This window comes from Wolbachia endosymbiont (group A) of Icerya purchasi (assembly GCF_947251635.1).
Classification (GTDB): domain Bacteria; phylum Pseudomonadota; class Alphaproteobacteria; order Rickettsiales; family Anaplasmataceae; genus Wolbachia; species Wolbachia pipientis.
This window is the reverse complement of the sequence record NZ_OX366357.1, coordinates 379,879-403,192: the sequence shown is the minus strand read 5'-3', so window position 1 is coordinate 403,192 and position 23,314 is coordinate 379,879. Positions and strand designations below refer to the sequence as shown.

Here is a 23,314-nt window from a genome sequence, read left to right as displayed (position 1 = left end):
CTACCTATTTGTTAATTCACACAACTCTAAAGAAGAATTTTCTAACTCGGCGATAGTGTTGTTAATTTCATTCAAGTCATTGCCTTGTAAAGCGTTTTTTGCATTTTGTAATAGGTTTTTCAACTTTTGATCAGTGAAAAGGTTATTATTGTTTTCAACCAAGTGTATGAGTTTATTTCCATTAATTTTAGCGCCTGCAAGGGAACGAGCCTTCATATCCTCGTCAAAGCTGTTTATTGACTGGTTAACCATATTTTGAACATCAGCTTCACTCAAGCCAAAATTTGAATTTACTTCAACTGTCTGCTCAATTCCAGTAGCTTTTTCTCTTGCAGTAACAGTCAAGATTCCGTCAACATTAACTGTAAATTCTATTTCAATTCTTGCAGAACCTGCAGGCAGTGGCGGTATACCTTTTAGTTCAAACTGCGCTAGAGATTTGTTATCCTCTATCATTTCACGTTCTCCCTGACAAACGTGAATTTTCATTGCTGGTTGCCCATCAACATAAGTTGTAAACTCTTTTATCTCTGAAACTGGTAGTGGTGTATTTCTTGGTATGATTTTTTCAACTATGCCTCCCATAGTTTCTATGCCAAGTGATAAAGGTAGAACATCCAGGAGAATATTCCTATCTTTTGAGCTCGAAGTTAAATCATGAGCCTGCAGAGCTGCCCCAATGGCAACTGCTTTATCCGGATCCACGTCATTTAGTACTTTATTTCCAAAAAGTTCGACTAGTGAATTTTGAACCAATGGTGTTCTAGTTGCACCACCAACTAAAATTACTCCTTTTATATCATCAATTTTAAGATCTATATCACTTATAGTACGAGTGACTATATTGATAGTCCTATTGACCAAAGAACTGATTGCATGTTCAAATTCTTCTCTGGTAATTTCGCATTCAAATAATTCACCGTTAATATTGAATTCAAAAGTGCCTACGGTGTTTTCGCTCAGGTATTCTTTTACAATACGTGATTCAATAAGTGTTGTCATGCAAGTAGCTGACACTGGAATCCAGTTCTTATTATATAACTTTCTAGTGTGTTCATTTGTAATCAAACTTTCTGGATCCCAGACTGGGATGACACTAGAGCATTCTTTGTTTAAACCTACCTTTTCTCTATACTTATCAAGCACAATAAGGTTAAGCAAATGATCAAAATCATCTCCACCGAGTTTAGTGTCACCACCAACTGCAAGAACTTGAAACACTCCTTGATGCAATTTCAATATCGAAATATCAAATGTTCCACCACCAAGGTCATAAACTGCATATATTCCACTGTTATTGTTCTTTTCAATGGAGTAAGAAAGCGCTGCAGCGGTTGGCTCGTTAACGAGGCAAAGAACTTCTATTCCAGCTAATTTTGCCGCATATTTAGTTGCGTTACGTGCTGAATCGTCAAAGTAAGCTGGCACAGTAATCACTGCTTTTTTTACTTTCATCTCTGTAGACTCTTCTACCCTCTTGCATAAAGCTTTTAATATCTCAGCAGAAATCTCAACAGGAGTAAGATACTTTTCCTCTGCGCATTTTATTCTAATAACTTTTTCGCTTTCATGATCTATTTCAAAATTGACGCCTTCTTTATTTAATTCTTCAACACTTTTACCCATTAAACGCTTTATTGAGTAGATTGCATTTTGACCGACGTCACAGCCAGTTTTCAATGTATTATTTTCATATGAAAGAGCAGAAGGCAGTAGCTCTCTTCCCTGCTCATCTTTAAATATCTCCACGTTGCTAGCTTTATTTACCATGGCAATTAAAGAATTGGTGGTACCAAGATCTATACCAAAAACTACTTCACTTGAATTTGGTTCAGAAATTTGAATTGGTTGCATTCTTTTTCACCTCCTCAAATGACTTATATAAATATTTCAATCTTAAGACTTGTGTAGCAGCTCCATCAAAATTCTTTACAGCAAAAGTGTTAATTAGGTTTTTAACGCAATCTTTTATTTTTTCATCAATCATCCTGCTTGCAAATTGTAGATCATCGCAGTCTAGTAAGTACTCTCTTATTTCCATTGATTCATTTAATATTTCAGAATTTGGATGATCCTTTGGGCTTCCCACACCAAAAAGATTCAACAAATGCTCAGCACGTTCTAGTGGTGACTTTAGCACTTGATAAGCTTTGTTGATATTTTCCATGTTTTTGGACTGTCTTTCATTTATATCAGTCTTGCTTAGCTCAATATATTTTTTCTCTAACTCATCAAAGCTGATATTGAAAGTTGGTTCAATTTCAAACAATGTAAAATAGCTGCTAGACATGAAAACTCTCTCCACAACCACATTTTCCTTTCTCATTAGGATTTTTGAAAACAAAACCCGATGAAAATTTTTCTTCTACATAATCCATTTCAGAGCCAAGAATAAACATGACGGATTTTGGATCGATCAACACTTTAACTTTTTGGTCATCACTGCAGTTTTCCTCAATTATCGACTCTAAAGGACGAGTATCATACGCATATTCAATATCATATTTTAAACCAGAACATCCTTTTTGTTTAATTAGCACTCTTATTCCTATTGCTTCTTCTGATTTCTCAAGGTTAGTATGCTTCTTTTGGTCCAATAAATACTTTATCCTTTCTACTGCTTTTGCAGTTATAGTAATAAGTTTTTTATCTTTCTTTATAGCGTTTACTCCTTGATATTCACTCATGCTTTAGTTCTCAATGTCCACCTTTATTTTGTTTACTTTGATAATCATGAATAGCAGCCTTTATAGCATCTTCAGCAAGCACCGAGCAGTGTATCTTCACTGGAGGTAAAGACAACTCTTCCACTATTTGAGTATTCTTTATCTGTGTTACATCTTCAATAGCTTTTCCTTTTATCATCTCTGTTAACAAGGAACTTGAAGCAATGGCAGAACCACAACCAAAAGTTTTAAATTTTGCATCTTCAATAACACCTTTGTCATTGACCTTTATCTGCAATTTCATTACATCACCGCACGATGGTGCACCAACTAAACCAGTACCAACATTTGGATCATTTTTATCCAGAGAGCCAACATTCCTTGGATTTTCGTAATGATCTAAAATTTTCTCATTATAACTCATAAAATTACCTGTGAACCGCTATTCTACATTATAACATATTTAGGTTAAAAACTAAAGGAAAACAATCGTTTTACGTGATTTTTACTTTCAAAATTCCCGTAAAACGACTGTTTAACTTTACAAATACACATAATACGTGTATTTCTTTACAATCAGCGTCTCTATGTTGTCATTAAGTTTATAATTTAAAAAGGAGTATTCCCTTGAGTTTGTTTAGTAACCTTTATAAAGGCTTGTTAAAAACTTCTTCTCGCTTTAGCGACGGGGTGAAAAGTATTTTTTCTGGCAAAAAAAAATTAGATCAGTTGCTTTTAGATGAATTAGAAGAATTGCTAATTAGCATGGACATTGGTCATAAAACTTCTAAGTTGATTATCGATAGGCTCACAAGCATCAAGTTTGACAAGGAAGTTGAACATAACATTATCACACAGCAGTTAATGAATGAAATAGAAGCTATATTGAGCCCAGTTGTACAGCCGTTAATTTTAAATAAAAAACCACATATAATAATGGTATGCGGAGTAAACGGTAATGGTAAAACCACGACTATAGGTAAGCTTGCATATAAATATAAGGAGATGGGAAAATCCGTTATGCTTGTTGCGTGTGACACATTTAGAGCTGCTGCTAGTGAGCAGTTAAACATTTGGGCAGAACGTTCTGATTGCTTGATTGTTACTGGAGAGTACGGTAGCGACTCTGCAAGTGTGGCATATAGAGCTGTAAGTCAAGCTATAAAAGATAACGTTGATGTTGTTCTAATTGACACAGCAGGAAGGCTGCAAAATAATGTGAACCTTATGGAGGAGTTATCAAAAATATATAGAACGATAAAGAAATTGGATGATACTGCCCCTCATGACGTTATTTTAGTTCTTGACGCAACTACCGGCCAAAATGCTTATAGCCAATTAGAGGCATTTAGTAAGATGGTCAATGTTACCGGGCTAATCGTAACAAAGCTAGATGGCACCGCTAAGGGCGGAGTAGTAATTGGACTTGCAGAAGCTTATAAGGTAAAGTTACATGCTATAGGAATTGGCGAAAATATAGAGGACTTAAGGGAGTTTACTAGTAAAGAATTTGCTGAAGCATTATTTAATTGTAATTAAAGACTTCTCTTAATTCCCTTACATGACCAAGCTTAATTATCTCAATATCATGAGAAGAATAATTGCCATTTTTAGGCATAATTGCTTTTTTGAATCCTAACTTTTGTGCTTCTTTTAGTCTGAGATCAGCATGCGAGACATTCCTAATTTCTCCTGAAAGTGCAACTTCACCGCAGATTATTGAAGAAGTTGGCAGCGGTAAATTTACTACACTTGAAATAAGGGAAGCAGCAACAGCAAGATCAGCCGATGGTTCCTGTATTTTGAGTCCCCCTGCAATGTTTAGGTATACCTCTTTATCATGCAAAAACATTTTGCAACGAGCATTTAGCACCGCAATGATCATAGCCAATCGATTAATATCCCACCCAACTACTGCCCTTCTTAGGGTTGCCATATTAGTCCCTGCTATTAATGCTTGCACTTCCATTAAAATTGGTCTTGAACCTTCAATTCCTGCAAATACGGCGCTGCCAACCACTTCTCTGTCATGGGCCATCAGAAACAATGATGATGGATTATCAACAGGCACAAGTCCTGCTTCAGACATCTCAAAAACACCAATTTCATTTGCAGGGCCAAATCTATTTTTAATAGTACGCAAAATGCGATATTGGTTGCTATTTTCACCTTCAAAATATAATACCGTATCCACCATATGCTCCAGAGTTTTGGGTCCAGCTATTTGTCCATCCTTAGTTATATGACCAACTATTAAAAGAGAAACATCATATTGTTTCGCAAGAATAGTTAATTCATGTGCGCAAGTACGAACCTGAGTTACAGTTCCTGGTGCCGATGTAATTCTGCTATCATACATTGTTTGTATAGAGTCAATTACTAAGAATTTAATACTTTTGTTTTCCTTTATTGTTGCTACTACATCAGTTAAAGACACTGTAGATAAAAGCTTAATTTTAGGTTCATTTATCTTAAGACGCTTTGCTCTGAGACTCACCTGCTCTAAAGATTCCTCGCCGGATACATAAAGACATTCAAAAGAGGAAAGTTGCACAACATTAGCTGCAATTTTAAGCAAAAGGGTGGATTTTCCAATACCAGGTTCGCCACCAATTAAAATGCTAGCACCTTGAACGATACCCCCACCAAAAACTCTATCTAATTCTTCTATTCCTGTTAAAAAACGACTTGGAGTGATAATTTCGCTACCCGATAACGTCTTTATTAAAATTGGCGCAGATATACTTCTTTTGCCCGTTTTTACTGCTATTTCCTCAACAATTGTATCCCAATTGTCACATGCGATGCACTTCCCTACCCACCTGCCAGTGCTATGACCACAGGATTGACATACATATACAGTTTTCATCAAAGCCAAAATTATTTTGTTGTAATTGTAATAAAAATTAGCTGAATAGGCGAAGTAAATCTAAACACTGAGTCTCACAAACGTTGTGGTGCGAAGATAATTGTCATAAGTTGTGCCATTTTAATTCATGCACAATAATTGCACCCTCCAGGATCCAAGTAGCCCCTTCTCCCGTCATCCCAGTGCCCTGACTACTTGGATCCAGGAAAAAGAATGGTGTCATCCCAGTGCTTGACACTGGGATCCAGGAATTTTATTAAGTTGGTAAGCATAAAAGTAGCCGTTTTATGTTAAAATACAACGTTTTGATGATTATAAAAAGGCTGGATCCCAGTGTCTGGGCACTGGGGTGACACCGTCATAAAGTAAATCAGCATCACGCGCTGCCCAGTTCATGTTAGCTATAAATGTTTAAGAAATTTACCAAACGAAAAAAAAGACAAAAAATCCCCGAGTTAGCTAGTCTTTTACTATCTCTGTCAAGTATTGGCATTTTTTGATGTCTTGTAACGCTTTATAAGCGCGTTCAGCTTATTTAGATAAAAATCTAGATGTAGATGAAGTTTTGTAAAGACATACAGTATCTATGTACTGCAAAAAATTAAACATAAGACGCCGATACATTAAGTAATCCTTACCTTTTAATCTGCTGATTGGCGAAAGCAAATACAATAGCTTCAGTTTTATGATAAGGGTGCTGGCGAAGGGTGTCAAGCAAGTTTTTTGTTTCTATTCCCAATGTTATATGGTTATGTAAGAAGTCTAATAGCAAATTTTTAAGTTCCTCTTTAACTCTTTAACCAGCGGGCTCGCATGAGGAGAGGAGAGTAAAGTAAAGATCTTCTTCCATAGATATCTTAACACTTTTTTCTTCTTCTACAGTTGGCGGACGAGTAAGAAAGTGAATCTTTGGTGCACCACTAATTATTGCCATTGGTGTTTGCTCCGCCCCTTCTCCCATAACTAAAACAGCAGACGTTGCCAGCGCATCAAGAAGATTGACTTGTGTTACTTGCAGTGGTTGATCATAAAGATCTGGCTTGCCTATATAGGAATAAAGTGGTTCAAATCCACACCAACCAAGAGCAACGCCTGTAACCCCAAGGCGCATAGGTGTTATGTTACTATCTGTAATCAAAATACCAAGATGTTTTATGCAGTGTTTTGTCTTGAGATAGTTCCATATTGATAGAGCTGTTTTCTGAACATCCTTTGGGTATAAAATATACATTTCATTACCATTTGATTCATCAATACCAGCAGATGGAATTAAGATATTATCTTTAATCATTAAACAGATACTGTGAGCCACATCAACAACTGCATCAGCTTCCCTTTTGATTAGCTCTTCTTTAGAACAAGCAGTTTTATAAACTACTCGTTTTTGACAAATTGAAATGATTTTTGATGTGATAGCAAGAACAACTTCCTCTCTTAGCAACTCTGAAACATAGCGATCAAGAACTTGCTCTAATACTTCTCCACATTCAATGCGGTGGGTATAAATTGCTTCAACATGCATATTAACGTATTAGCCTACATATAGTATAATCTTTTGTTTGAGCAAGAGCGGTTTTATTCCATCCACTAAGAAGTGTTAAGTTGAAATATACATCACCTTTATAACGCGAATTCTGGATTAAGGAAGGAAGTATAGGAAATAGAAGGCTTTTTGGATTTGATGGAATAGGAGATGAGAGTAGAAAAGATATGAACCAAGAAATCAACAGGGGATCTATGGCGAGTGTGTTCAATTTCTAGTCTATTTTTTAGGTAACCAAAAACAGTCTCAATGATAGACCTTTTTCTCAGTAAAATCTTCTCATTTAGCGAAATTAATGTATTTTTCATACCTTTTTTCACCTTGGTAACAAGTTTCAAACCTCGGTCAAACAGCTTCTGAAAAAGCTCTTTTGCAATATAACCTTTGTCACCAAACAAAAGGCCGGTTAATTTTTCCGTCAAATTTGGCACAGGTATCCTATCATCAACATTGCCTTTTGTTAGCGTAAGTGCATGAATTTCACCATTTTCATTGATTACCATATGTAATTTGAAACCAAAAAACCAGCCGTAAGTACTCTTGCTTAATTTTGCAATTCCAGCAAAAACTTTGTTTTTGGATATTCTTTTTGCATGACAAACTGCAATGGGAGTTGTGTCTATATATGAAATTCCAGTGTTTTCTGACTGTCCACAAAGCCAATGCAACAACATTGCTAAATGCCACAAAACCCTAGGCTTTAGAGCAACAAACCTGGTATATGAAGGCAACTTTGGAAACTCTGATTTGTAGAGCAACGTTAGGTAATGTAGATAGAAAGTTTTGAAATTTTTACACGGAGATTGTTGATATAGCAGGATTATTGTCATGATTTCAGAGTGCTCAATTTCCGTTGTTCTTGTGGGTTTTTTACCATTTGGCAGTAGTTTGCCTGCAAAATTTTTCTCTATATCTCTGCAAAAATCATCGACCAAACAAAACAGTTTTGTTATGTCTTCCATGGGTAACCTCATCTATTTTTTTATAACTGCTGAGTTTACCCTGTTTTCTGCCTTTTCTATTCTCCTTTAATCCAGAATTCGCGTAAATAAGCATACCATTGCAGCCTGTGCCTATCACATTGCAAACTTTAGGAGTAATGCTTATTGGGCTTAAATTTAACCGCAGAACAGCATTCTATTCTGTGCTTACATATCTATCACTTGGTGCAGCAGGATTGCCTGTTCTTGCAAATTTTTCTGGTGGTTATCACGCTCTCCTTGGACCAACAGGTGGATATTTAATTGGCTGTTTAGCTGCTGTTATGGTAATGAGCAAAGTAAATGAATTACTGAACTCTAAGTATAAATCATTTGTATGTAATTCTTTAAGTTGTCTGGCTGGTACAGTTATAATCTTTATTTGTGGTGTTAGTTGGCTTGCTGTTTACTTGGATCTGGGACAAGCAATAATGGTGGGTGTTTTACCATTTATCCTTCCTGGTTTGATAAAAATTTTTCTACTTGTAGCAGCTTTGCAATATTTGAAAAAATGATAAAATTTCGCCCTCATCATTTCATGTGCACCCTCGCGTTTCGGGGATATGGGTATTCTCAGGGTTTTGTAGAAAATTATAGGAAGATAGTAAGTGAAGTGGTTAGTACTCAAATCGAAGTAGTTGGTAACCTTGATAGTATTTGTAGTGCTTGCCCAAACCAGACTAAACAAGGTAAATGCACCGAACAAGCTAAAGTTTTAGAGCTAGATAGAAGGCATATGGAAATTTTAGGAATTAAAATTGGCGAGACTTTAACTTGGAATGAGGCAGTAAAAAAGATTAGGGAGAAAATGTCTTTAAAGAAATTCGAGTACGCATGTGAGGGGTGCAACTGGCAGCCATATGGAATATGTAAAAATGCCCTTTTAAATCTACAAAGGTAGTTGACAAAATGTTAAGATAAATTGAAGCATTTTTGTGGAAATAAAGCGAAATATGGAAGACAAAAGATAAATGCATTCTGAAAAGCTACACAGCATGTTCGTCCCGCTAATTAATAATATCTTTATTATTGTATGAGATAGGTAATTTAGCATTTATGAATTTGTAATGTGTTACGCATAGCTCAAAGAAATAAGGTTTACTGGTTACACGCTGCAGCCAATGCCACAACACTAGGACCTATGTTTATCTGCATGTTAATTTGCGTTGTGATTTTATGGAGGTCTTCTGTTACCTATGCTAGTGAAAATTTGGAGATACAAAAGGCCTTCGATAGTGTTGTCAAGCATATAAAAGCTGATAAAAAATATAAAGATCTTGATGTTATTGAGAGAAAAAGTGACAAATTTAATATCAAAATTTCGCAGAATTCTGGCAAGAGTTTTGACATATACTCTACTTTAAAAAAAGCAAAAGATTCCTTTGAATCAGGAGATAATGAAGCAGCTATTTCTCTCCTTAATCAGATTATCGCAAAGTTTCCTTATCATAAAAATGCTTTAATTGGATTGGGAAATATTTATTACGCTAATAAAGAATACAAAAAAGCTGTAGAGATTTACACAAGACTGTTAAAAGAACACCCTAGTAACCCTTACATATTAAAAAATTTTCTGACGATAATCTCACAATATGATCCTGATCTGGCGTTGAGTGAAATGTTAAAATTGTATGATATACATAAAAATTATGCTCCTTTATTAGCAAATTTAGGTCTGATCTATATGAAAAAGGAGGATTATGTAAAAGGTAAAGAGTATATGATAACTGCTATTTCCCTCGATGAAAACAATATTTTTTATACTTATAATTTAGCTGTTATTCTAGATAAACTTTCAGATTTTCAAAATGCTACAATATTCTACTTAAAGTTGTTAAACATGGCTACAACTTCGAAAGATGTGAGTGAAAAAATACCTTTATACAAAGTGACAGCAAGACTAAAATTTATAAAACTTCACAGCACGCACCCAAAGATTTCATAAAAGCTTATAGCTTACCTAAAGCTAATTTATCGTATCTGTTCAAGGGAGTGGCTAATGTGCAAATATTGAAGCAAAGTGTGTGACACACAGCTGTACGAACATTTGTTTGCAAAGGTAATTTGCACAACAAATGCATAACTGTACGAACATTGTGATTTTGGCCCATCAGATCCCAGTGCTTGACACTGGGATCCAGGAATTTTATTAAGTTGGCGAGCATAAAAATAGCTGTTTTATGTAAAAATACAACGTTTTAATGATTATGAAAAAGCTGGATTCCAGTGTCAAGCACTGGAATGACACCATTCTTTTTTCTGGATCCCAGTGTCGGCTACTTGGATGACACCATTTATTGTAAGGACTTACCTCACATTTACTCTATGATTATCTTTTTAGATCACCTTGTCTACCTATTTTGCCACTCTGCTGAACGGATACAATTTATTGCTATTTTTGTTTACAATAATAATATTGAGCTATAGAATTAGATCTAAAGGGGCAATTAGCTCAGCTGGTAGAGCATCTCGTTTACACCGAGGAGGTCGGCAGTTCAAGTCTGTCATTGCCCATTTGCTTAACTGAATGTTAGTATTATTAATTACTTCAATTAAAGTATAGAAAATGCAGGATAATATAGTACCAATCTCAATAGTAAAAGAGCTGGAAGATTCTTATCTTTCCTACGCAATGAGCGTTATCATAAGCCGGGCTATACCTGACGTGCGGGATGGATTTAAACCTGTTCATAGGCGCATATTATATGCAATGTCAAGAGCTGGATTCGATGCCGGTAAGCCATATAAAAAAGCGGCTCGTATAGTTGGGGACGTAATGGGGAAATATCACCCACATGGTGATGCAGCTATTTACGATTCCTTGGTTAGAATGGCCCAAGATTTCTCTCTTCTTTTACCACTTGTTGATGGGCAAGGTAACTTTGGTTCGATAGATGGAGATCCACCAGCTTCAATGCGATACACAGAAGCAAGACTTCAAAAAGTGTCGCACTTTTTACTGAATGATATTGATGAAGATACAGTTAATTTTAGGCCAAACTACGATGGAAATGAAACAGAACCAGTTGTGCTGCCTGCAGAGTTTCCGAATCTATTGGTAAACGGTGCAAGTGGTGTTGCAGTTGGTATGGCAACCAATATTCCTTCTCATAATCTTGGAGAAATAATAGATGCTTGTATATTATATGTAAATAATCCTGAAGTTACTTTGGATGAGTTACTTGAAGTGATGCCAGGGCCGGATTTTCCAACTGGGGGAACAATTCTTGGAAGGTCTGGAATAAGATCAGCATTTGCAACTGGTCGTGGATCAATTGTTGTGCAAGGCAAGACTCATATAGAAGATCTGCCACAAGATAGGCAAGCAATAGTGATTGATGAAATACCTTACCAGGTAAATAAAGTAAAATTAATTGAGAAGATAGGTGAGCTTGTAAAAGAAAAAAGAATTGATGGTATAACAGAAATTAGGGATGAGTCCGATAAGTCTGGTATTAGAGTAGTAATTGACCTCAAAAGAAATGCTGAAGCAAGTTTTATACTTAATCAAATATTGGGGCTAACTCCACTAAGAAGTAGTTTTAGTGTTAACACTTTAGTGCTCAATAACAACAGGCCTGTTTTGATGTCATTGAAAGAAATCATAGAGGCCTTTATTGATTTTAGAAAAGAAGTGTTAATCAGGAGAACAGAATTTCGTCTAAGAAAAACGAGAGAAAAAGCTCATATATATATAGGGCTCTACATTGCGGTCCTCAGCATAGATGAAGTGATAAAAATCATCCGCGGTGCAAAAGATCCTGCGGAAGCAAGTAGAGAACTTTTAAATAAAGAATGGAAAACTTCGAATGAAATCAACACTATTATCGAGTTGATTTCAGATAGCGCAAGTTTTTTGAAAGATGGAGTGTATAGATTAACTGAGCTACAAATTAAAGCTATCCTTGATATGAAACTGCAGCGTTTAACAGGCCTTGAAAAAGACAAATTAGAAGCTGAGCTAAGTTCAATGATCAACCTGATAAAAGAATATATCGCTTTTCTTGGCCCAGGAGAGAAGTTGATGAAAGAAATAAAAAACAATCTACAAGAAATAAAGAACAGATTTGCTGTGCCGCGAAAAACTTCAATAGAAGAGTCAGACGCGGACATTGAAGCTGAAGATCTAATTCCACAAGAGGATATGGTGATAACCGTAACTATGAATGGTTATATCAAGCGTGTAAAACTTTCTCACTACAGAACTCAGCGTCGTGGTGGAAAAGGAAAGCTAGGACAGGGATTAAAAGAAGAGGATGTAATCACAGAATTATTTGTTGGAAATACCCATACTAGCTTTTTATTCTTTTCTAACATTGGTCGAGTTTATAGATTAAAAGTTTATAAGTTACCTCTTGCAGAGCCAACCGCACGTGGAAGAGCAATTGTTAACATATTTCCGCTTAGCGATGGTGAAACTATAACTAATATCATGCCATTGCCAAGTGAAAATGACGAAAATCAAAACATAGTTTTTGCTACTGCCTATGGAAACATAAGGCGTAACTCCTTAGCGGACTTTCACTATATTCCAAGCAATGGAAAAATAGCAATAAAGCTCGATGAAAGAGACAAATTAGTATCGGTTAAGGTATGTAATGAAATTGACCATGTTTTACTTTCAACAACGCTTGGAAAAAGTATCAGATTTGTTGTAAGTGATGTGCGTCAATTTAAGAGTCGCAATTCAGATGGCGTAAGAGGTATCAAACTTGTAAAGAATGACAGCGTGATATCCATGACCATATTAAATGGGATAGGTGTAGCAACAGAAACAAAAGAACTTTACTTAAAAGTTCCACTTGCAAAAAGACTGGGGACTGCAATTAATAACTCCATTGATTCTAAATTGGAAAAGACTTTGAATGATTTAGGAATAGATAACGAATTATTCTTAAAACTTGCAGTGAATGAGGAGTTTATATTAACTATTACTGAAAATGGCTTTGGTAAAAGAACTTCTGCGTATGAGTATAGAGTAACTAACAGGGGTGGTGTTGGTATCACCAATATTCTTACTACTAGCAGAAACGGTAATGTTGTTGCTAGTTTTCCAGTTGAGCAGGGTGATAATATAATGCTTATTACAGATAAAGGAAAGTTAATTCGCATTTCGGTCAATGAGATTAGAATTGCAGGACGCAGCACTCAAGGAGTCACTCTGTTTAAAACAGAAAGTAGAGAAAAAGTGGTGTCAGTAGCGAAAATTGAAGATCCTGATTCCACTGAAGATAGTATTTTTGAAGTTGAAAACTCTATCGCTTCTTAACCGTAGTATAGGTTAAACAAAAAGCGCAAGTTTTTGTTGATTAATACGCAGTATTTAAATTAAAATATATACTTATGGCTAAGTAAAGATCAATGGACAAAAAATTAACTAAAAATAAAAAACCACTGGCAGACAAAGAGGATAAAAAAACACCTCCTGTTAAAGATCTTACTAAAAATAAGAGTAGGAGAGATTTTATAACATTAACTACATGCGCTATGGCAGGTATAGGAGCTGCAAGCGGACTTTGGCCACTGGTTAAATCTATGAATCCTTCTGCTGAAGTTCTAGCAACTTCCACAGTGGAGGTGAATTTGTCTGGAATTCAGGAAGGACACGGAGTAAAAGTAAAGTGGCAAGGTAAACCAGTATTCATTCGTAGACGCACAAAGCAAGAAATTGAGGCTGCAAGAGCTGTGAATGTGAAGAGCTTGAGGGATCCTCAATTAGATGAGCAGAGAGTATACGAAGGAAAAGACGAATGGTTAATTATGCTTGGAATATGTACACATCTTGGGTGTGTACCGATTGACCACGCCACAAGAGATGGTAATGGTTGGTTCTGTCCTTGCCACGGTTCATATTATGATACATCAGGTCGAGTAATTGGGGGTCCTGCACCGAAAAATATGGCTGTACCTGATTATTTTTTTCCCAGTGAGAATGTTGTGGTAATTGGCAAGAAGGCTTAACGAATATAAATAAACTCGTTAAAAAAAACTCACAGGATCAACATCTATTATCACTGCAATACTCGAATTTAAGTTACAATTTTTAATCCAATATTTCAGCTTTTTTTGTATGGATAGACTATACTTATTGTGTATTTTTAATAATACCCTATACCGATACTTATTATTTAAAAAATTTATCGCTGCTGGTGATGGGCCAAGAATTTCAAATTCCTTTTTGTCTACACCTACATTTTTTTCCTGGATACAAATAGTTGAGCTACTTGAATGACAGAGAAGAGATTTTACTATTTCATTCGCTGCTTTTTGTGTTGCAATCTGATTCTTACCACAGATTATAAGCGCTATTAATCTGCTAAATGGTGGCATTTTGGCTTCGCGTCTTGACTTAAGTTCGATTTCATAAAATGAGTCTCTTTTTTGATGCAGCAATGCTTTTATTATTGAACTTTCAGGATTATTGGTTTGCACTATTACCATTCCTTTTTCATTAAACCTTCCTGATCTGCCTGCAACTTGGTGCAATAATTGATACGTCTTTTCCGCTGCTCTCAAATCAGAATTTTCGAGACTCAAATCTGCATTCATTACTCCAACCAAAGTTAATTTGGGAAAATTGTGCCCTTTAGCAATTATTTGTGTGCCGATTATAATGTTCACCTCTTCTTTCAATATCAAGTCAATTACGTTACTAACCGACTTCTGATCGCTGCTTATCATCGCAGTTTTTGCGTTTGGTATTAATTTCACCATTTCTTCAAGCAACCTTTCAATTCCTATGCCGTAGAGGGACAATGGCTGTTCACTTTGGCAATTAGAGCATTTCTCTAGAAGTTTTAATTGATAAGAGCAATGATGGCACAAAAGAGCATTTTTTTTCTTGTGATATGTAAGCCAAACAGCACAATTTAAGCAGGAAATTTTATATCCACACTTTTTACAAATTGCCAGTTGTGCATACCCTCTGCGGTTTAGAAAAAGCATAACCTGCTGTTTTTTCTCTATGGTTTGTTTGATGCTTTCAAAAAGCTCAGAGGAGATCCATTGCTTGTTGTTCCTCATATCTACTACTTTAATGAGTGGCAATTCTGCACCACCAAATCGTTTAGTTAGCTTTACATGATTGTAATTCCCGTTTTTAACATGATGAATCGTTTCAAGCAGTGGAGTAGCTGATGATAAAATAATCGGAATATTTTCAAATTTGGCTAAGATTATCGCCATATCTCGAGCATTATATATAATTCCCTGTTCTTGTTTAAAAGATGAGTCGTGCTCTTCATCAACGATAATCAATTTTAGGTTTTTATAAGGCAAAAAAAGCGCTGACCGTGCACCAATAATTATCTGCGCATTTCCATTTGCTATATTGAGCCAATTATTCCGGCGAGTTTTTGGAGTGAGCCCTGAGTGCCATTCAACTAAGTTTTTTGATATCTGACCGCGAACACGATTTACCAATTGTGAAGTTAAAACAATTTCAGGTAGGAGGATTAAAATTTGTGTATTACCTTCTCCTGATGTCATTTCAACATATTCTGGTGTCATACTAGTACGTGGCAAAGACGGTATGCTAAATGTTACAGTGGGTTTTGCCTTGAGTATAAAGGTGTCATTCCAGTGCTTGACACTGGAATCCAGGAATTTTGATTGTAAATTAGGTATTGGTTTTAAGTTAAAATAAACATTTGTAATGAGGTTATATGAAAAACTGGATCCCAGTGTCAGGCTACTCGGATAACACCCTCTTGGTATACCCAAATCACAATGTTCGTACAGTTGTGTCTCTGGGCACTGGGATGGTAAAGTCTGAGCAGCATTTGGAACGGCAGTGTAATTCTTAATCAATTGTGCAATCACAGAGAGATAAACTTCGGTTTTTCCAGACCCGGTCTCACCGTCAAGCAAAGTCACTGAATATTCGTTCAAATTGCTGATTATTTTATCACTAGCTACCTGCTGTTCAGGGCTCAATTGGCAACTTATTTCACTTATTTCCTGCTTCTGCTTAGCACAAACTAATTTATCTATGTGATTTACTTTTAACACTCCCCCCATTATCACTTTGGCAAACATACCAACAGGTATTAAGTTGTATTGCGCAACCCACTCTGCAAATGCAATCAATTTTGGTCTAATATTTGGTAAATCGATTTTTTGCTCAATAAATTTTAATTCTCGGTTACTTTTATCACTGTATTTCCAAACTATTCCGATTAAGCGTTTTTTGCCAAATGGCACCACTACGTAATCTCCAAGTAAAATCTCAGTATTTTCCTCAATTGCATATGAAAATAACTGATCAATTGGAAGTGGTAGTAATACGTCAACTGTTTTTGCCATAGTGATTGAGTTTAACATTGTTTTAAAGAGCTTGTAACTTTATTAAGTTGGCAATATAGATGAATCGGTACAGAGAAAATCTTAACATTTAACACATTTTTCATAGTACACACCGTATGATTGATAAATAAAATAATGAATAGATTTACATAATGTTTGGAGGCTACCAATGGTCAACGACAAGATTACTTTGAATTTTGAGATAGAAAAAGGCGAGTTTATAGATCCATATTACTTTTCTGCGCGTATAAAGCTTACAAACGAAAGCAAAAATCTTTTGCGTGAGCAACTTGGCAGTACAGTTCGATTTGATAACTTAGATGACCACTTCAATCTCAACCCTGAAAATTTTTATATCTCTTATAACCAATATGGTGGCAGAAATGAGCTAACCGTTAGGGATGACAACAGTAGACATTTAACCTCCAACCTTCCGCTTAATCACTACTGGTTCTCAATGGAACTATCATCTAATGATGTATCAAGCGCAGATTATGGTTTTTATCCTCTACGTGCAATCTATAACCCAAATTACTATGACAAAGCAAAGGAAAAAGAATTCGATGACCATGGTAAATTATTACCAACTGTATCGAACATACTAAATAAATTGCTAAGCAATGCAAACAACTTAACTACACAAGATGTATTACAAAACGTATTCTCACAACTGCAGAAGAAAGCTGATGAAGAAGCAGAAAGATTGGCAAGAGAAAGAGAAGAAGAAAGACAAAGGGAGGAAGAGTTAAATGAAAAGAACGAGGAATTAAAAGAACTTATAGAAAAGGATGAGATTAAGATATTTAAAGTGATAAAAGGTCATGATATAGACAACGGGCGTTCAGCAGTAGTTTTACAACTTGATGGGGAAGAAGGTGACAAGATACCTCTCGACTCTAGTAAATACTATATAGCAGAGTATAGACACCACCCAGAATGGGAAGGCGATGAATACTTGCATTTTGTTGGCCCTAGAGATGCTATGCTGGTTGATTATGGAAACTTATTTTTTGTGCTCAATCAAAGCTCCTATTCCGGCTTTGAAAGTGGGTTTTATTCAGAAGACAGAACCGATCCCCATAATTATGCTAAATATTCAAAGGAACCATATTTGAGTGGTGATCAGCTATCTGAAAAATTATCTAATGAGTTGGAGGAAGATAGCAATCAGATAGGTACTGAATTTACAATTGATGATGAGCAAGTAGACGAAGAAGTTGTGGTAGAGAGTGAAGCCAAGTCTGGGGAGAAAGGAACGGTTGGTGAGGATAACGCAAAAAATACTATACAGGAAGAAGAATCTAACTATATAGATCAAATGCAAGCGGATGATAGCAGCAGTTATAAACCAGCTTTGCAAAGCAATCGTGATGATTATGCTGATACGAAAAAAGCTCTGCAGGAAAAATTGCATGGAGATGAAATACACAGGCAAAGTAATGAGAAAGCTCAAAAAGATATAGAAGTAAAAAAAGTAACTGTGGAAACTGACAGTAGCAGTAATAAGACTGAAAAACAAACAGAAGATGAACAAGAAACTGTTATGGCAAGTGTGATAGAAAATATGGATAAAAATTCTGATATTGAAGCAGAAACTTCTAACAGTGTTGCAAATTCACAACATCCCTTAAAAATAAAGACAGGAAGTCCTCTTGAAGTGGGAAAGTATAAGGTGGAGCTGCAAGTGACATATGATGATGTAAAGAATTTTTATGATACCGTACGTGGTAAATATCATGCTGGCGATGGATATAACTACGAACAAGTAATGGTTTTATATAATGAAATTGTTAGGCCCGCTCACAATCATCATTACGAGCTGTTTACTCTTGATGAAGCACATGTTGCTAATGATCACCTGTTTATCAAGGGTCAGGATTTTGGAACTCTAAATGATTTTAATGAGATGTTCTATAAAAGTGATGAGTTAATGTGATGTAAAAAGCAAGATTCAATCTGGTGAACGAGAGTTAACTGACAGAGGAGATTGACACGTATGCCTTTATCTTTAAGATTGTTTATCAAGTATAGACATCAGCTCGCCCCATTCTCTTTTACCAATATTACTTTCTTCTCTAGTAACGTTTTCCCCTTTAATTAATTTGCGAATTATTTCTAGACCAGTTCTTGAAATACAGGCTGATTCTAGGCAATATTCAACAAAGGCATTGTAGGCCAGTGGAACCCATTTTTTTATTATATCCAGCATAACTTCTGCATAAACTCTGATTTCATATTGGGCATGCTTATCAGCTCTAAGCTTCAAAAAATGAAGGAGATTATGCAGATCTATTTTCCAATAAAATTGCGTGTAGTAATTAAGCATTAGGTTAGTTCTGGCAATTTCTCTTGCAAGCCCCTGCTCAATAAATTTTTCATAATGAGAATATACTAAATTAGAGTCATTTGTTAGAGAATCTATTATTTCCTTTGATGTATCTGGATCAAAAGCTTCCCCGCTACCTTGTTTATTATTGTCAGATTGTTTTGCAACTTGTTCTGGTTTAGGTGTATAAAATTCATTATCAAGTATTGAATACCTTGCTGAATATTCATTCACATTTGCAGTTCTATGCCTTATCCATTGCCTTGCAACAAAAATTGGAAGTTTCACGTGAAACTTAATTTCACACATTTCAAATGGAGTTGTATGATGATGTCTCATTAAATACTTTATAAGTGCTTCATCCTGACTTATCTGTTTTGTTCCCTTGCCATAAGAAACACGAGCAGCTTGAACTATAGCGCTATCAGAGCCCATATAATCCACTACTCGAATAAATCCATGGTCTAATACCTTATGTTCTTCATATAAGATTGCATCTATTTCTTTTACTATAGTTCGTTTGGTTGCTTCATTCATAAAATATCCTCAAGACGAAATGGAGATATCAGCTCCACATGAATTGAGTTTTTCATGCATTGCTTCATATCCTCTCCATAAATGATGTAAATTGTTTATTATAGTTTCTCCACCGGCTACCAAAGAAGCAAGCACCAAAGCTGCTGTTGATCTTAAGTCAGTAGCATATAGATTAGCTCCAGATAAGCTTTTTATTCCACTTATAGTAGCTTTGCTTTTCTCGATGCTGATATTAGCACCTAACTTTCTCAATTCATCTGCATGTGTAAATCTGTTTTCAAAAATGTTCTCTTCAATTACTGATATCCCATCAGCGATGCACATTGCAGACATCAGTTGTGGTTGCATATCACTGGGAAAATTGGGGTATGGATCTGTCGCAACGTTAGCAGACTTAATAGAGCCATTTTTTCTGGAAATCACAATACCTCCATCATACAGTTCAACCATAGCTCCTATAGTCTCCAACTCATTTGTAATACACCTTATATCAGATAGATTTATTCCTTCCAACTCCAACTTACCACCGGTTATTATAGCAGCTAGTGCATAGGTGCCTGCTTCTATGCGATCTGGTATTATTTTATGAACACATCCATTTAGTGCTTCAACTCCTGTTATTATGACCTTTGTATTATCAATTTCAATATCAGCACCCATTTTCTTCAGAAAATCTATTAAATCAAGAACTTCCGGCTCAGTTGCAGCATTGTTTATTGTTGTCACTCCTTCTGCAAATGTTGCTGCCATTATTACATTTTCTGTTGCGCCAACACTTATTTTCTCAAATGTGATTTCTTTTCCTTGTAGCTTTCCTTTCACTGTTGCAATTATATTATAGCCGTCAATTTCAATTTTAGCTCCCATTTCTTCTAATGCTTTAATATGCATATCAACGGGACGCTTTCCAATGTTGCATCCACCAGGAAATGCTGTTCTCGCTTTGCCAAATCTGCTAAGCATTGGACCCAATATTAGAAAAGAAGTTCTTAGCTTACTTGCGGTTTTATATGGCATCACGTGATTGTTGATATTGCTGCAGTCAATTTTCAAAGTATGGTTCGCTTTATAATTTTTATTGTGCATAAAGTTCACTTCTGCTCCAAGACTTTCAAGCAACTTAGACATTAGATGCACATCAATTAAATCAGGTACATTATGCAAAATTACCAGGGAGCTACTTAATAGACTTGCTGCCATTATTGGTAAAACAGCATTTTTTGAGCCATTAATCTTGATTTTTCCGACCAAAGGTTTGTAGTTATTTCTTATTAATATCTTGTGCATTTAATTAGATATAAAGTATAATTCATTAGTTTATTGAAGTCTTACTAAGTATAATAGATTGACCGTAAAAGGCAAAATTTGCTTTTTCTTCCTCATCATCCCAGTGTCATGCTACCTGCATGACACCTGATGCGAATTGCCCCCGAATTTTATACTATGAATTACTCAAATGACGCTCTCGAGCTTTATCAAACCAAATAACACCAATTGCAACAATGAAATAACCAGCTGCTCCTAATGTAAGGCGAATTACTGCATCGAAAGTTGACAGAGGAGGAGACGGCATTAGAATGCTCAAAACACTATACACAAGATTATTTGTTGCATGAGCAATAGTTACTGGCCAAATCGAGTTGTCTTTTTCAAACAACCAGGTAAACATTATAGACATTGCACAAATATAAAGGGTATAAGCACAAATAGTCGGGAATGTAAAGCCATCCTTCCACAAAGCTGAGCCAGCAACCACATAAGTTGGTATGTGCCATACTGACCAAATAATACCGACAATAATTGCTCTGATATAAAAATTTGATATTTTGCTTTTAAGATTTTTCAAAAGATAGCCACGCCAACCGATCTCTTCACCAAGAGACATAATGATCCACATCACAAAGGTTGATAATAAAACAAATAACATCACTAATGGACTCAAAACTGCACTCAAATCCTTTACACGGTCTAACGTAAAAGACTCTCGGAAAAATGAAAAACCGCAGTAAATTGACAAAAGACCATTGGAAATTAGCATACTTACCAGAATAAGTATAAACCCTAATAGACAGTTTTTTGGCGAACTAAGTTTAAAAAGATCCCTTACCTTCTGTTTATTATAAATGGTTAGCAAAATTGCAACTGAAGCCGGAACAAATGTTGTTAATAATATTATGTCTTTGAAAGGTAAGCACCAAGCTATAATGCACGTCAAAAAATATGTAATTACAACAAATAATGTACAATTAATAGTGGTTAAATTCATGCATACGCCTATCAATTCCTTTTCTGCATTATTGATCTTTATTCATAAATTGTCAATAAAATACTTCTTCAGGGATGAATAGAATATTTTTTCTTTTTGAATTGCTATTGATAGTTTAATTTTTATATGTATTCCCTTTCACAACCGTTTGTCATCCCAGTGTCACGTGCTGGGATGACAGTAGGAGAGCTGCTTGCATGACAAGAGAAGGGTACTGGAATGACAAGAGGAAGACACTGGGGTGACATCAACTAAACTTGTCCAAATATGAGCGATGCATTAGTGCCACCAAAACCAAACGAATTAGAAAGTGCATATTGAATTTTATGCTCCTGAGCTTTAAACGGTACAAAATTTAAATCACATCCTTCTGAAGGCTTGTGTAAATTTAAGGTTGGCGGAATAATTCCATTATTTAACGCAAGAATACTGAATATTGCTTCAACGCCCCCTGCAGCACCAAGTAAATGTCCTATAGAAGATTTAGTTGAAGAAACAGGTATTTTATAAACGTAGTCACCGAATAACTGTTTCATTGCTATTACTTCAATTTTATCTCCAAGTGGCGTTGAAGTTCCATGTGCATTGATATACCCTACTTGATTGGGATTAATTTGTGTGCTCTTTAAAGCAAGCAGCATTGTCTTAAATGCGCCTCTTCCTTCTGGATGTGGTGCTGTAATGTGGTGCGCATCTCCTGTGAGTCCGTACCCAACCAGTTCAGCATGTATTTTTGCCCCCCTTTTTTTTGCATGTTCGTATTCCTCCAGCACCAATATACCTGCTCCTTCACCCATGACAAATCCATCGCGTTCTTCATCCCATGGCCTTGAAGCTTCTTTGGGTTTATCATTGAATTTAGTTGATAACGCTTTCATAGATGCAAAACCTGCAATTCCAACTCTACACAGTGCACTTTCTGCTCCACCTGCAATCATAACATCTGCTTCACCAAGTTTTATAGTTCTTGCTGAGTTTATGATTGCATGCGCACCTGTTGCACATGCGGTTACTGCTGAATCGTTTGGACCTGTAAATTCGTATTTAATAGAAATATGGCCAGATATCAAATTTATTAGACTTGCAGGGACAAAAAATGGACTGACACGTCTGGGCCCTTTTTCCTGCATGGTAATAACATTTTCCTGAATTGATGGTAGACCACCTATACCAGAGCCAATAGTCACACCAATACGCTCCCGATTGATATTTTGGCTTTCCAAAATTAATGAATCATCTACTGCCTGAATAGCTGCTGCAATACCGTAATGGATAAAACGATCTGTCCTTTTTGAGTCTTTCTCAGAAATATAATCTAGTGGATTGAAATGGTGCTCAATGTTGTCTGATTGCAACGGCACCTGCCCTGCAATTTTGCAAGCAAGATCAGAAGAGTCAAATCTATCCGTATTGATTGCTTTTATGCCAGACTCACTTTTTATTAGCCTTGACCAAGTGTTGTCAACATCTGCCGCTAGTGGAGTGATTAAACCAACACCAGTGACTACTACTCTTCTGCTCATTTAACACTAACTATTAGCCTTTTTTATTATTAATGTACTCAACTATTTGCTCCATAGTTTCCATTTTTTGTGCGTCTTCATCTGGAATTTCTATTCCAAACTCTTCTTCTGCTGCCATGATGATTTCAACTGCATCTAAGCTGTCTGTACCATGCTCCGAAAGCTTTGAAGAGCTGTTGAATTTCTCTACATCCTTACTAATGTGCTCTAGTATAATCTTTTTCACTTTTTCTTCTATGTCTTCTCTAGTGCTCTTTGCTAGTTCGCTATTCACATTTCTTACCAAAAAAATAACCTATT

22 protein-coding genes, 1 tRNA gene and 1 pseudogene are annotated in these 23,314 nt (G+C 35.9%); 8 read left to right on the top strand and 16 right to left on the bottom strand.

Annotated features, from left to right (window positions below):
- Genes OPR17_RS02090 through iscU form a run of 4 tightly spaced genes read right to left on the bottom strand, consistent with a single transcriptional unit; the run spans position 1 to position 3,090 of the window.
- Positions 1-1,854, bottom strand: coding sequence for an Hsp70 family protein (locus OPR17_RS02090; protein WP_265021928.1), 1,854 nt, complete (start codon positions 1,852-1,854; stop codon positions 1-3).
- On the bottom strand, positions 1,832-2,290 hold the full coding sequence (locus tag OPR17_RS02085) for an iron-sulfur cluster co-chaperone HscB C-terminal domain-containing protein (RefSeq protein ID WP_077188306.1): 459 nt from the start codon (positions 2,288-2,290) through the stop codon (positions 1,832-1,834). The genes OPR17_RS02090 and OPR17_RS02085 overlap by 23 nt, the downstream gene beginning before the upstream one ends.
- On the bottom strand, positions 2,283-2,687 hold the full coding sequence (locus OPR17_RS02080) for a HesB/IscA family protein (RefSeq protein WP_077188307.1): 405 nt from the start codon (positions 2,685-2,687) through the stop codon (positions 2,283-2,285). Before OPR17_RS02080 ends, OPR17_RS02085 begins: the two co-directional genes overlap by 8 nt.
- A 10-nt stretch (positions 2,688-2,697) precedes the next feature.
- Complete coding sequence (iscU, locus tag OPR17_RS02075) at positions 2,698-3,090, bottom strand: Fe-S cluster assembly scaffold IscU (RefSeq protein WP_182319561.1); 393 nt, start codon at positions 3,088-3,090, stop codon at positions 2,698-2,700.
- A 203-nt stretch (positions 3,091-3,293) separates the two neighbouring features.
- Between iscU and ftsY the strand changes: the two genes are divergently transcribed.
- Positions 3,294-4,205 carry a signal recognition particle-docking protein FtsY gene (gene ftsY, locus OPR17_RS02070; RefSeq protein ID WP_265021926.1) on the top strand — a complete coding sequence of 304 codons (912 nt, stop codon included), beginning with the start codon at positions 3,294-3,296 and terminating at the stop codon, positions 4,203-4,205.
- Here ftsY and radA read toward each other — a convergent pair.
- The 5 genes from radA to OPR17_RS02045 all read right to left on the bottom strand — a co-directional run bounded on the left by radA (position 4,192) and on the right by OPR17_RS02045 (position 8,158).
- Positions 4,192-5,535, bottom strand: coding sequence for a DNA repair protein RadA (gene radA, locus OPR17_RS02065; protein WP_265022140.1), 1,344 nt, complete (start codon positions 5,533-5,535; stop codon positions 4,192-4,194). The genes ftsY and radA overlap by 14 nt on opposite strands.
- Positions 5,536-5,638: 103 nt before the next feature.
- Positions 5,639-5,773: a hypothetical protein gene (locus OPR17_RS02060; RefSeq protein ID WP_265021925.1), complete on the bottom strand. Its 135-nt coding sequence runs from the start codon at positions 5,771-5,773 to the stop codon at positions 5,639-5,641.
- A 558-nt stretch (positions 5,774-6,331) separates the two neighbouring features.
- Positions 6,332-7,057 carry a putative folate metabolism gamma-glutamate ligase gene (locus OPR17_RS02055; protein ID WP_265021924.1) on the bottom strand — a complete coding sequence of 242 codons (726 nt, stop codon included), beginning with the start codon at positions 7,055-7,057 and terminating at the stop codon, positions 6,332-6,334.
- Positions 7,058-7,155: 98 nt separating this feature from the next.
- Positions 7,156-8,040 carry an IS982 family transposase gene (locus OPR17_RS02050; protein WP_265021329.1) on the bottom strand — a complete coding sequence of 295 codons (885 nt, stop codon included), beginning with the start codon at positions 8,038-8,040 and terminating at the stop codon, positions 7,156-7,158.
- On the bottom strand, positions 8,003-8,158 hold the full coding sequence (locus tag OPR17_RS02045) for a hypothetical protein (RefSeq protein ID WP_265021923.1): 156 nt from the start codon (positions 8,156-8,158) through the stop codon (positions 8,003-8,005). Before OPR17_RS02045 ends, OPR17_RS02050 begins: the two co-directional genes overlap by 38 nt.
- Between OPR17_RS02045 and OPR17_RS02040 the strand changes: the two are divergent.
- The 6 genes and pseudogenes from OPR17_RS02040 to petA form a co-directional block, all read left to right on the top strand.
- A pseudogene (locus tag OPR17_RS02040) lies at positions 8,127-8,573 on the top strand (biotin transporter BioY); the annotation flags it as partial. The gene OPR17_RS02045 and the pseudogene OPR17_RS02040 overlap by 32 nt on opposite strands.
- Positions 8,570-8,959, top strand: coding sequence for a DUF1284 domain-containing protein (locus OPR17_RS02035; protein ID WP_265021922.1), 390 nt, complete (start codon positions 8,570-8,572; stop codon positions 8,957-8,959). The pseudogene OPR17_RS02040 and the gene OPR17_RS02035, both read left to right, overlap by 4 nt.
- Positions 8,960-9,127: 168 nt before the next feature.
- Positions 9,128-10,003: a tetratricopeptide repeat protein gene (locus OPR17_RS02030; protein ID WP_264707461.1), complete on the top strand. Its 876-nt coding sequence runs from the start codon at positions 9,128-9,130 to the stop codon at positions 10,001-10,003.
- Between the two features lie 496 nt (positions 10,004-10,499).
- Positions 10,500-10,572, top strand: a tRNA-Val gene (locus OPR17_RS02025).
- Positions 10,573-10,624: 52 nt separating this feature from the next.
- Positions 10,625-13,327 (top strand): DNA topoisomerase (ATP-hydrolyzing) subunit A, encoded by a 2,703-nt coding sequence (gene gyrA / locus OPR17_RS02020; protein ID WP_265021921.1) that lies wholly within the window; start codon positions 10,625-10,627, stop codon positions 13,325-13,327.
- A gap of 92 nt (positions 13,328-13,419) precedes the next feature.
- Entirely contained in the window at positions 13,420-14,019 is a 600-nt protein-coding gene (gene petA / locus OPR17_RS02015; RefSeq protein ID WP_265021920.1) for a ubiquinol-cytochrome c reductase iron-sulfur subunit, read from the top strand.
- A gap of 18 nt (positions 14,020-14,037) precedes the next feature.
- Here the strand turns inward: petA and priA are convergent, their stop codons facing one another.
- Positions 14,038-16,380 carry a replication restart helicase PriA gene (gene priA / locus OPR17_RS02010; RefSeq protein WP_265021919.1) on the bottom strand — a complete coding sequence of 781 codons (2,343 nt, stop codon included), beginning with the start codon at positions 16,378-16,380 and terminating at the stop codon, positions 14,038-14,040.
- A gap of 151 nt (positions 16,381-16,531) precedes the next feature.
- Between priA and OPR17_RS02005 the strand changes: the two genes are divergently transcribed.
- Positions 16,532-18,298, top strand: a complete 1,767-nt coding sequence (locus OPR17_RS02005) for a hypothetical protein (RefSeq protein ID WP_265021918.1) — start codon at positions 16,532-16,534, stop codon at positions 18,296-18,298.
- Between the two features lie 72 nt (positions 18,299-18,370).
- On the opposite strand, the gene thyX is transcribed toward OPR17_RS02005, so the two are convergent.
- From thyX to acpP, 6 genes are all read right to left on the bottom strand, one after another.
- Positions 18,371-19,225, bottom strand: coding sequence for an FAD-dependent thymidylate synthase (thyX, locus tag OPR17_RS02000; RefSeq protein ID WP_015589436.1), 855 nt, complete (start codon positions 19,223-19,225; stop codon positions 18,371-18,373).
- A 9-nt stretch (positions 19,226-19,234) separates the two neighbouring features.
- Positions 19,235-20,512 carry a UDP-N-acetylglucosamine 1-carboxyvinyltransferase gene (gene murA / locus OPR17_RS01995; RefSeq protein ID WP_265021917.1) on the bottom strand — a complete coding sequence of 426 codons (1,278 nt, stop codon included), beginning with the start codon at positions 20,510-20,512 and terminating at the stop codon, positions 19,235-19,237.
- 154 nt (positions 20,513-20,666) lie between these two features.
- Positions 20,667-21,491: a lysostaphin resistance A-like protein gene (locus OPR17_RS07590; protein ID WP_458694346.1), complete on the bottom strand. Its 825-nt coding sequence runs from the start codon at positions 21,489-21,491 to the stop codon at positions 20,667-20,669.
- A gap of 122 nt (positions 21,492-21,613) precedes the next feature.
- The gene (locus OPR17_RS01985) at positions 21,614-21,739 is read right to left on the bottom strand and encodes a hypothetical protein (RefSeq protein WP_265021916.1); all 126 of its coding nucleotides are present in this window, start codon (positions 21,737-21,739) and stop codon (positions 21,614-21,616) included.
- 3 nt (positions 21,740-21,742) lie between these two features.
- Complete coding sequence (gene fabF, locus OPR17_RS01980; RefSeq protein ID WP_265021915.1) at positions 21,743-23,014, bottom strand: beta-ketoacyl-ACP synthase II; 1,272 nt, start codon at positions 23,012-23,014, stop codon at positions 21,743-21,745.
- A gap of 13 nt (positions 23,015-23,027) precedes the next feature.
- On the bottom strand, positions 23,028-23,288 hold the full coding sequence (acpP, locus tag OPR17_RS01975) for an acyl carrier protein (protein ID WP_006279836.1): 261 nt from the start codon (positions 23,286-23,288) through the stop codon (positions 23,028-23,030).
- Positions 23,289-23,314: the final 26 nt, after the last annotated feature.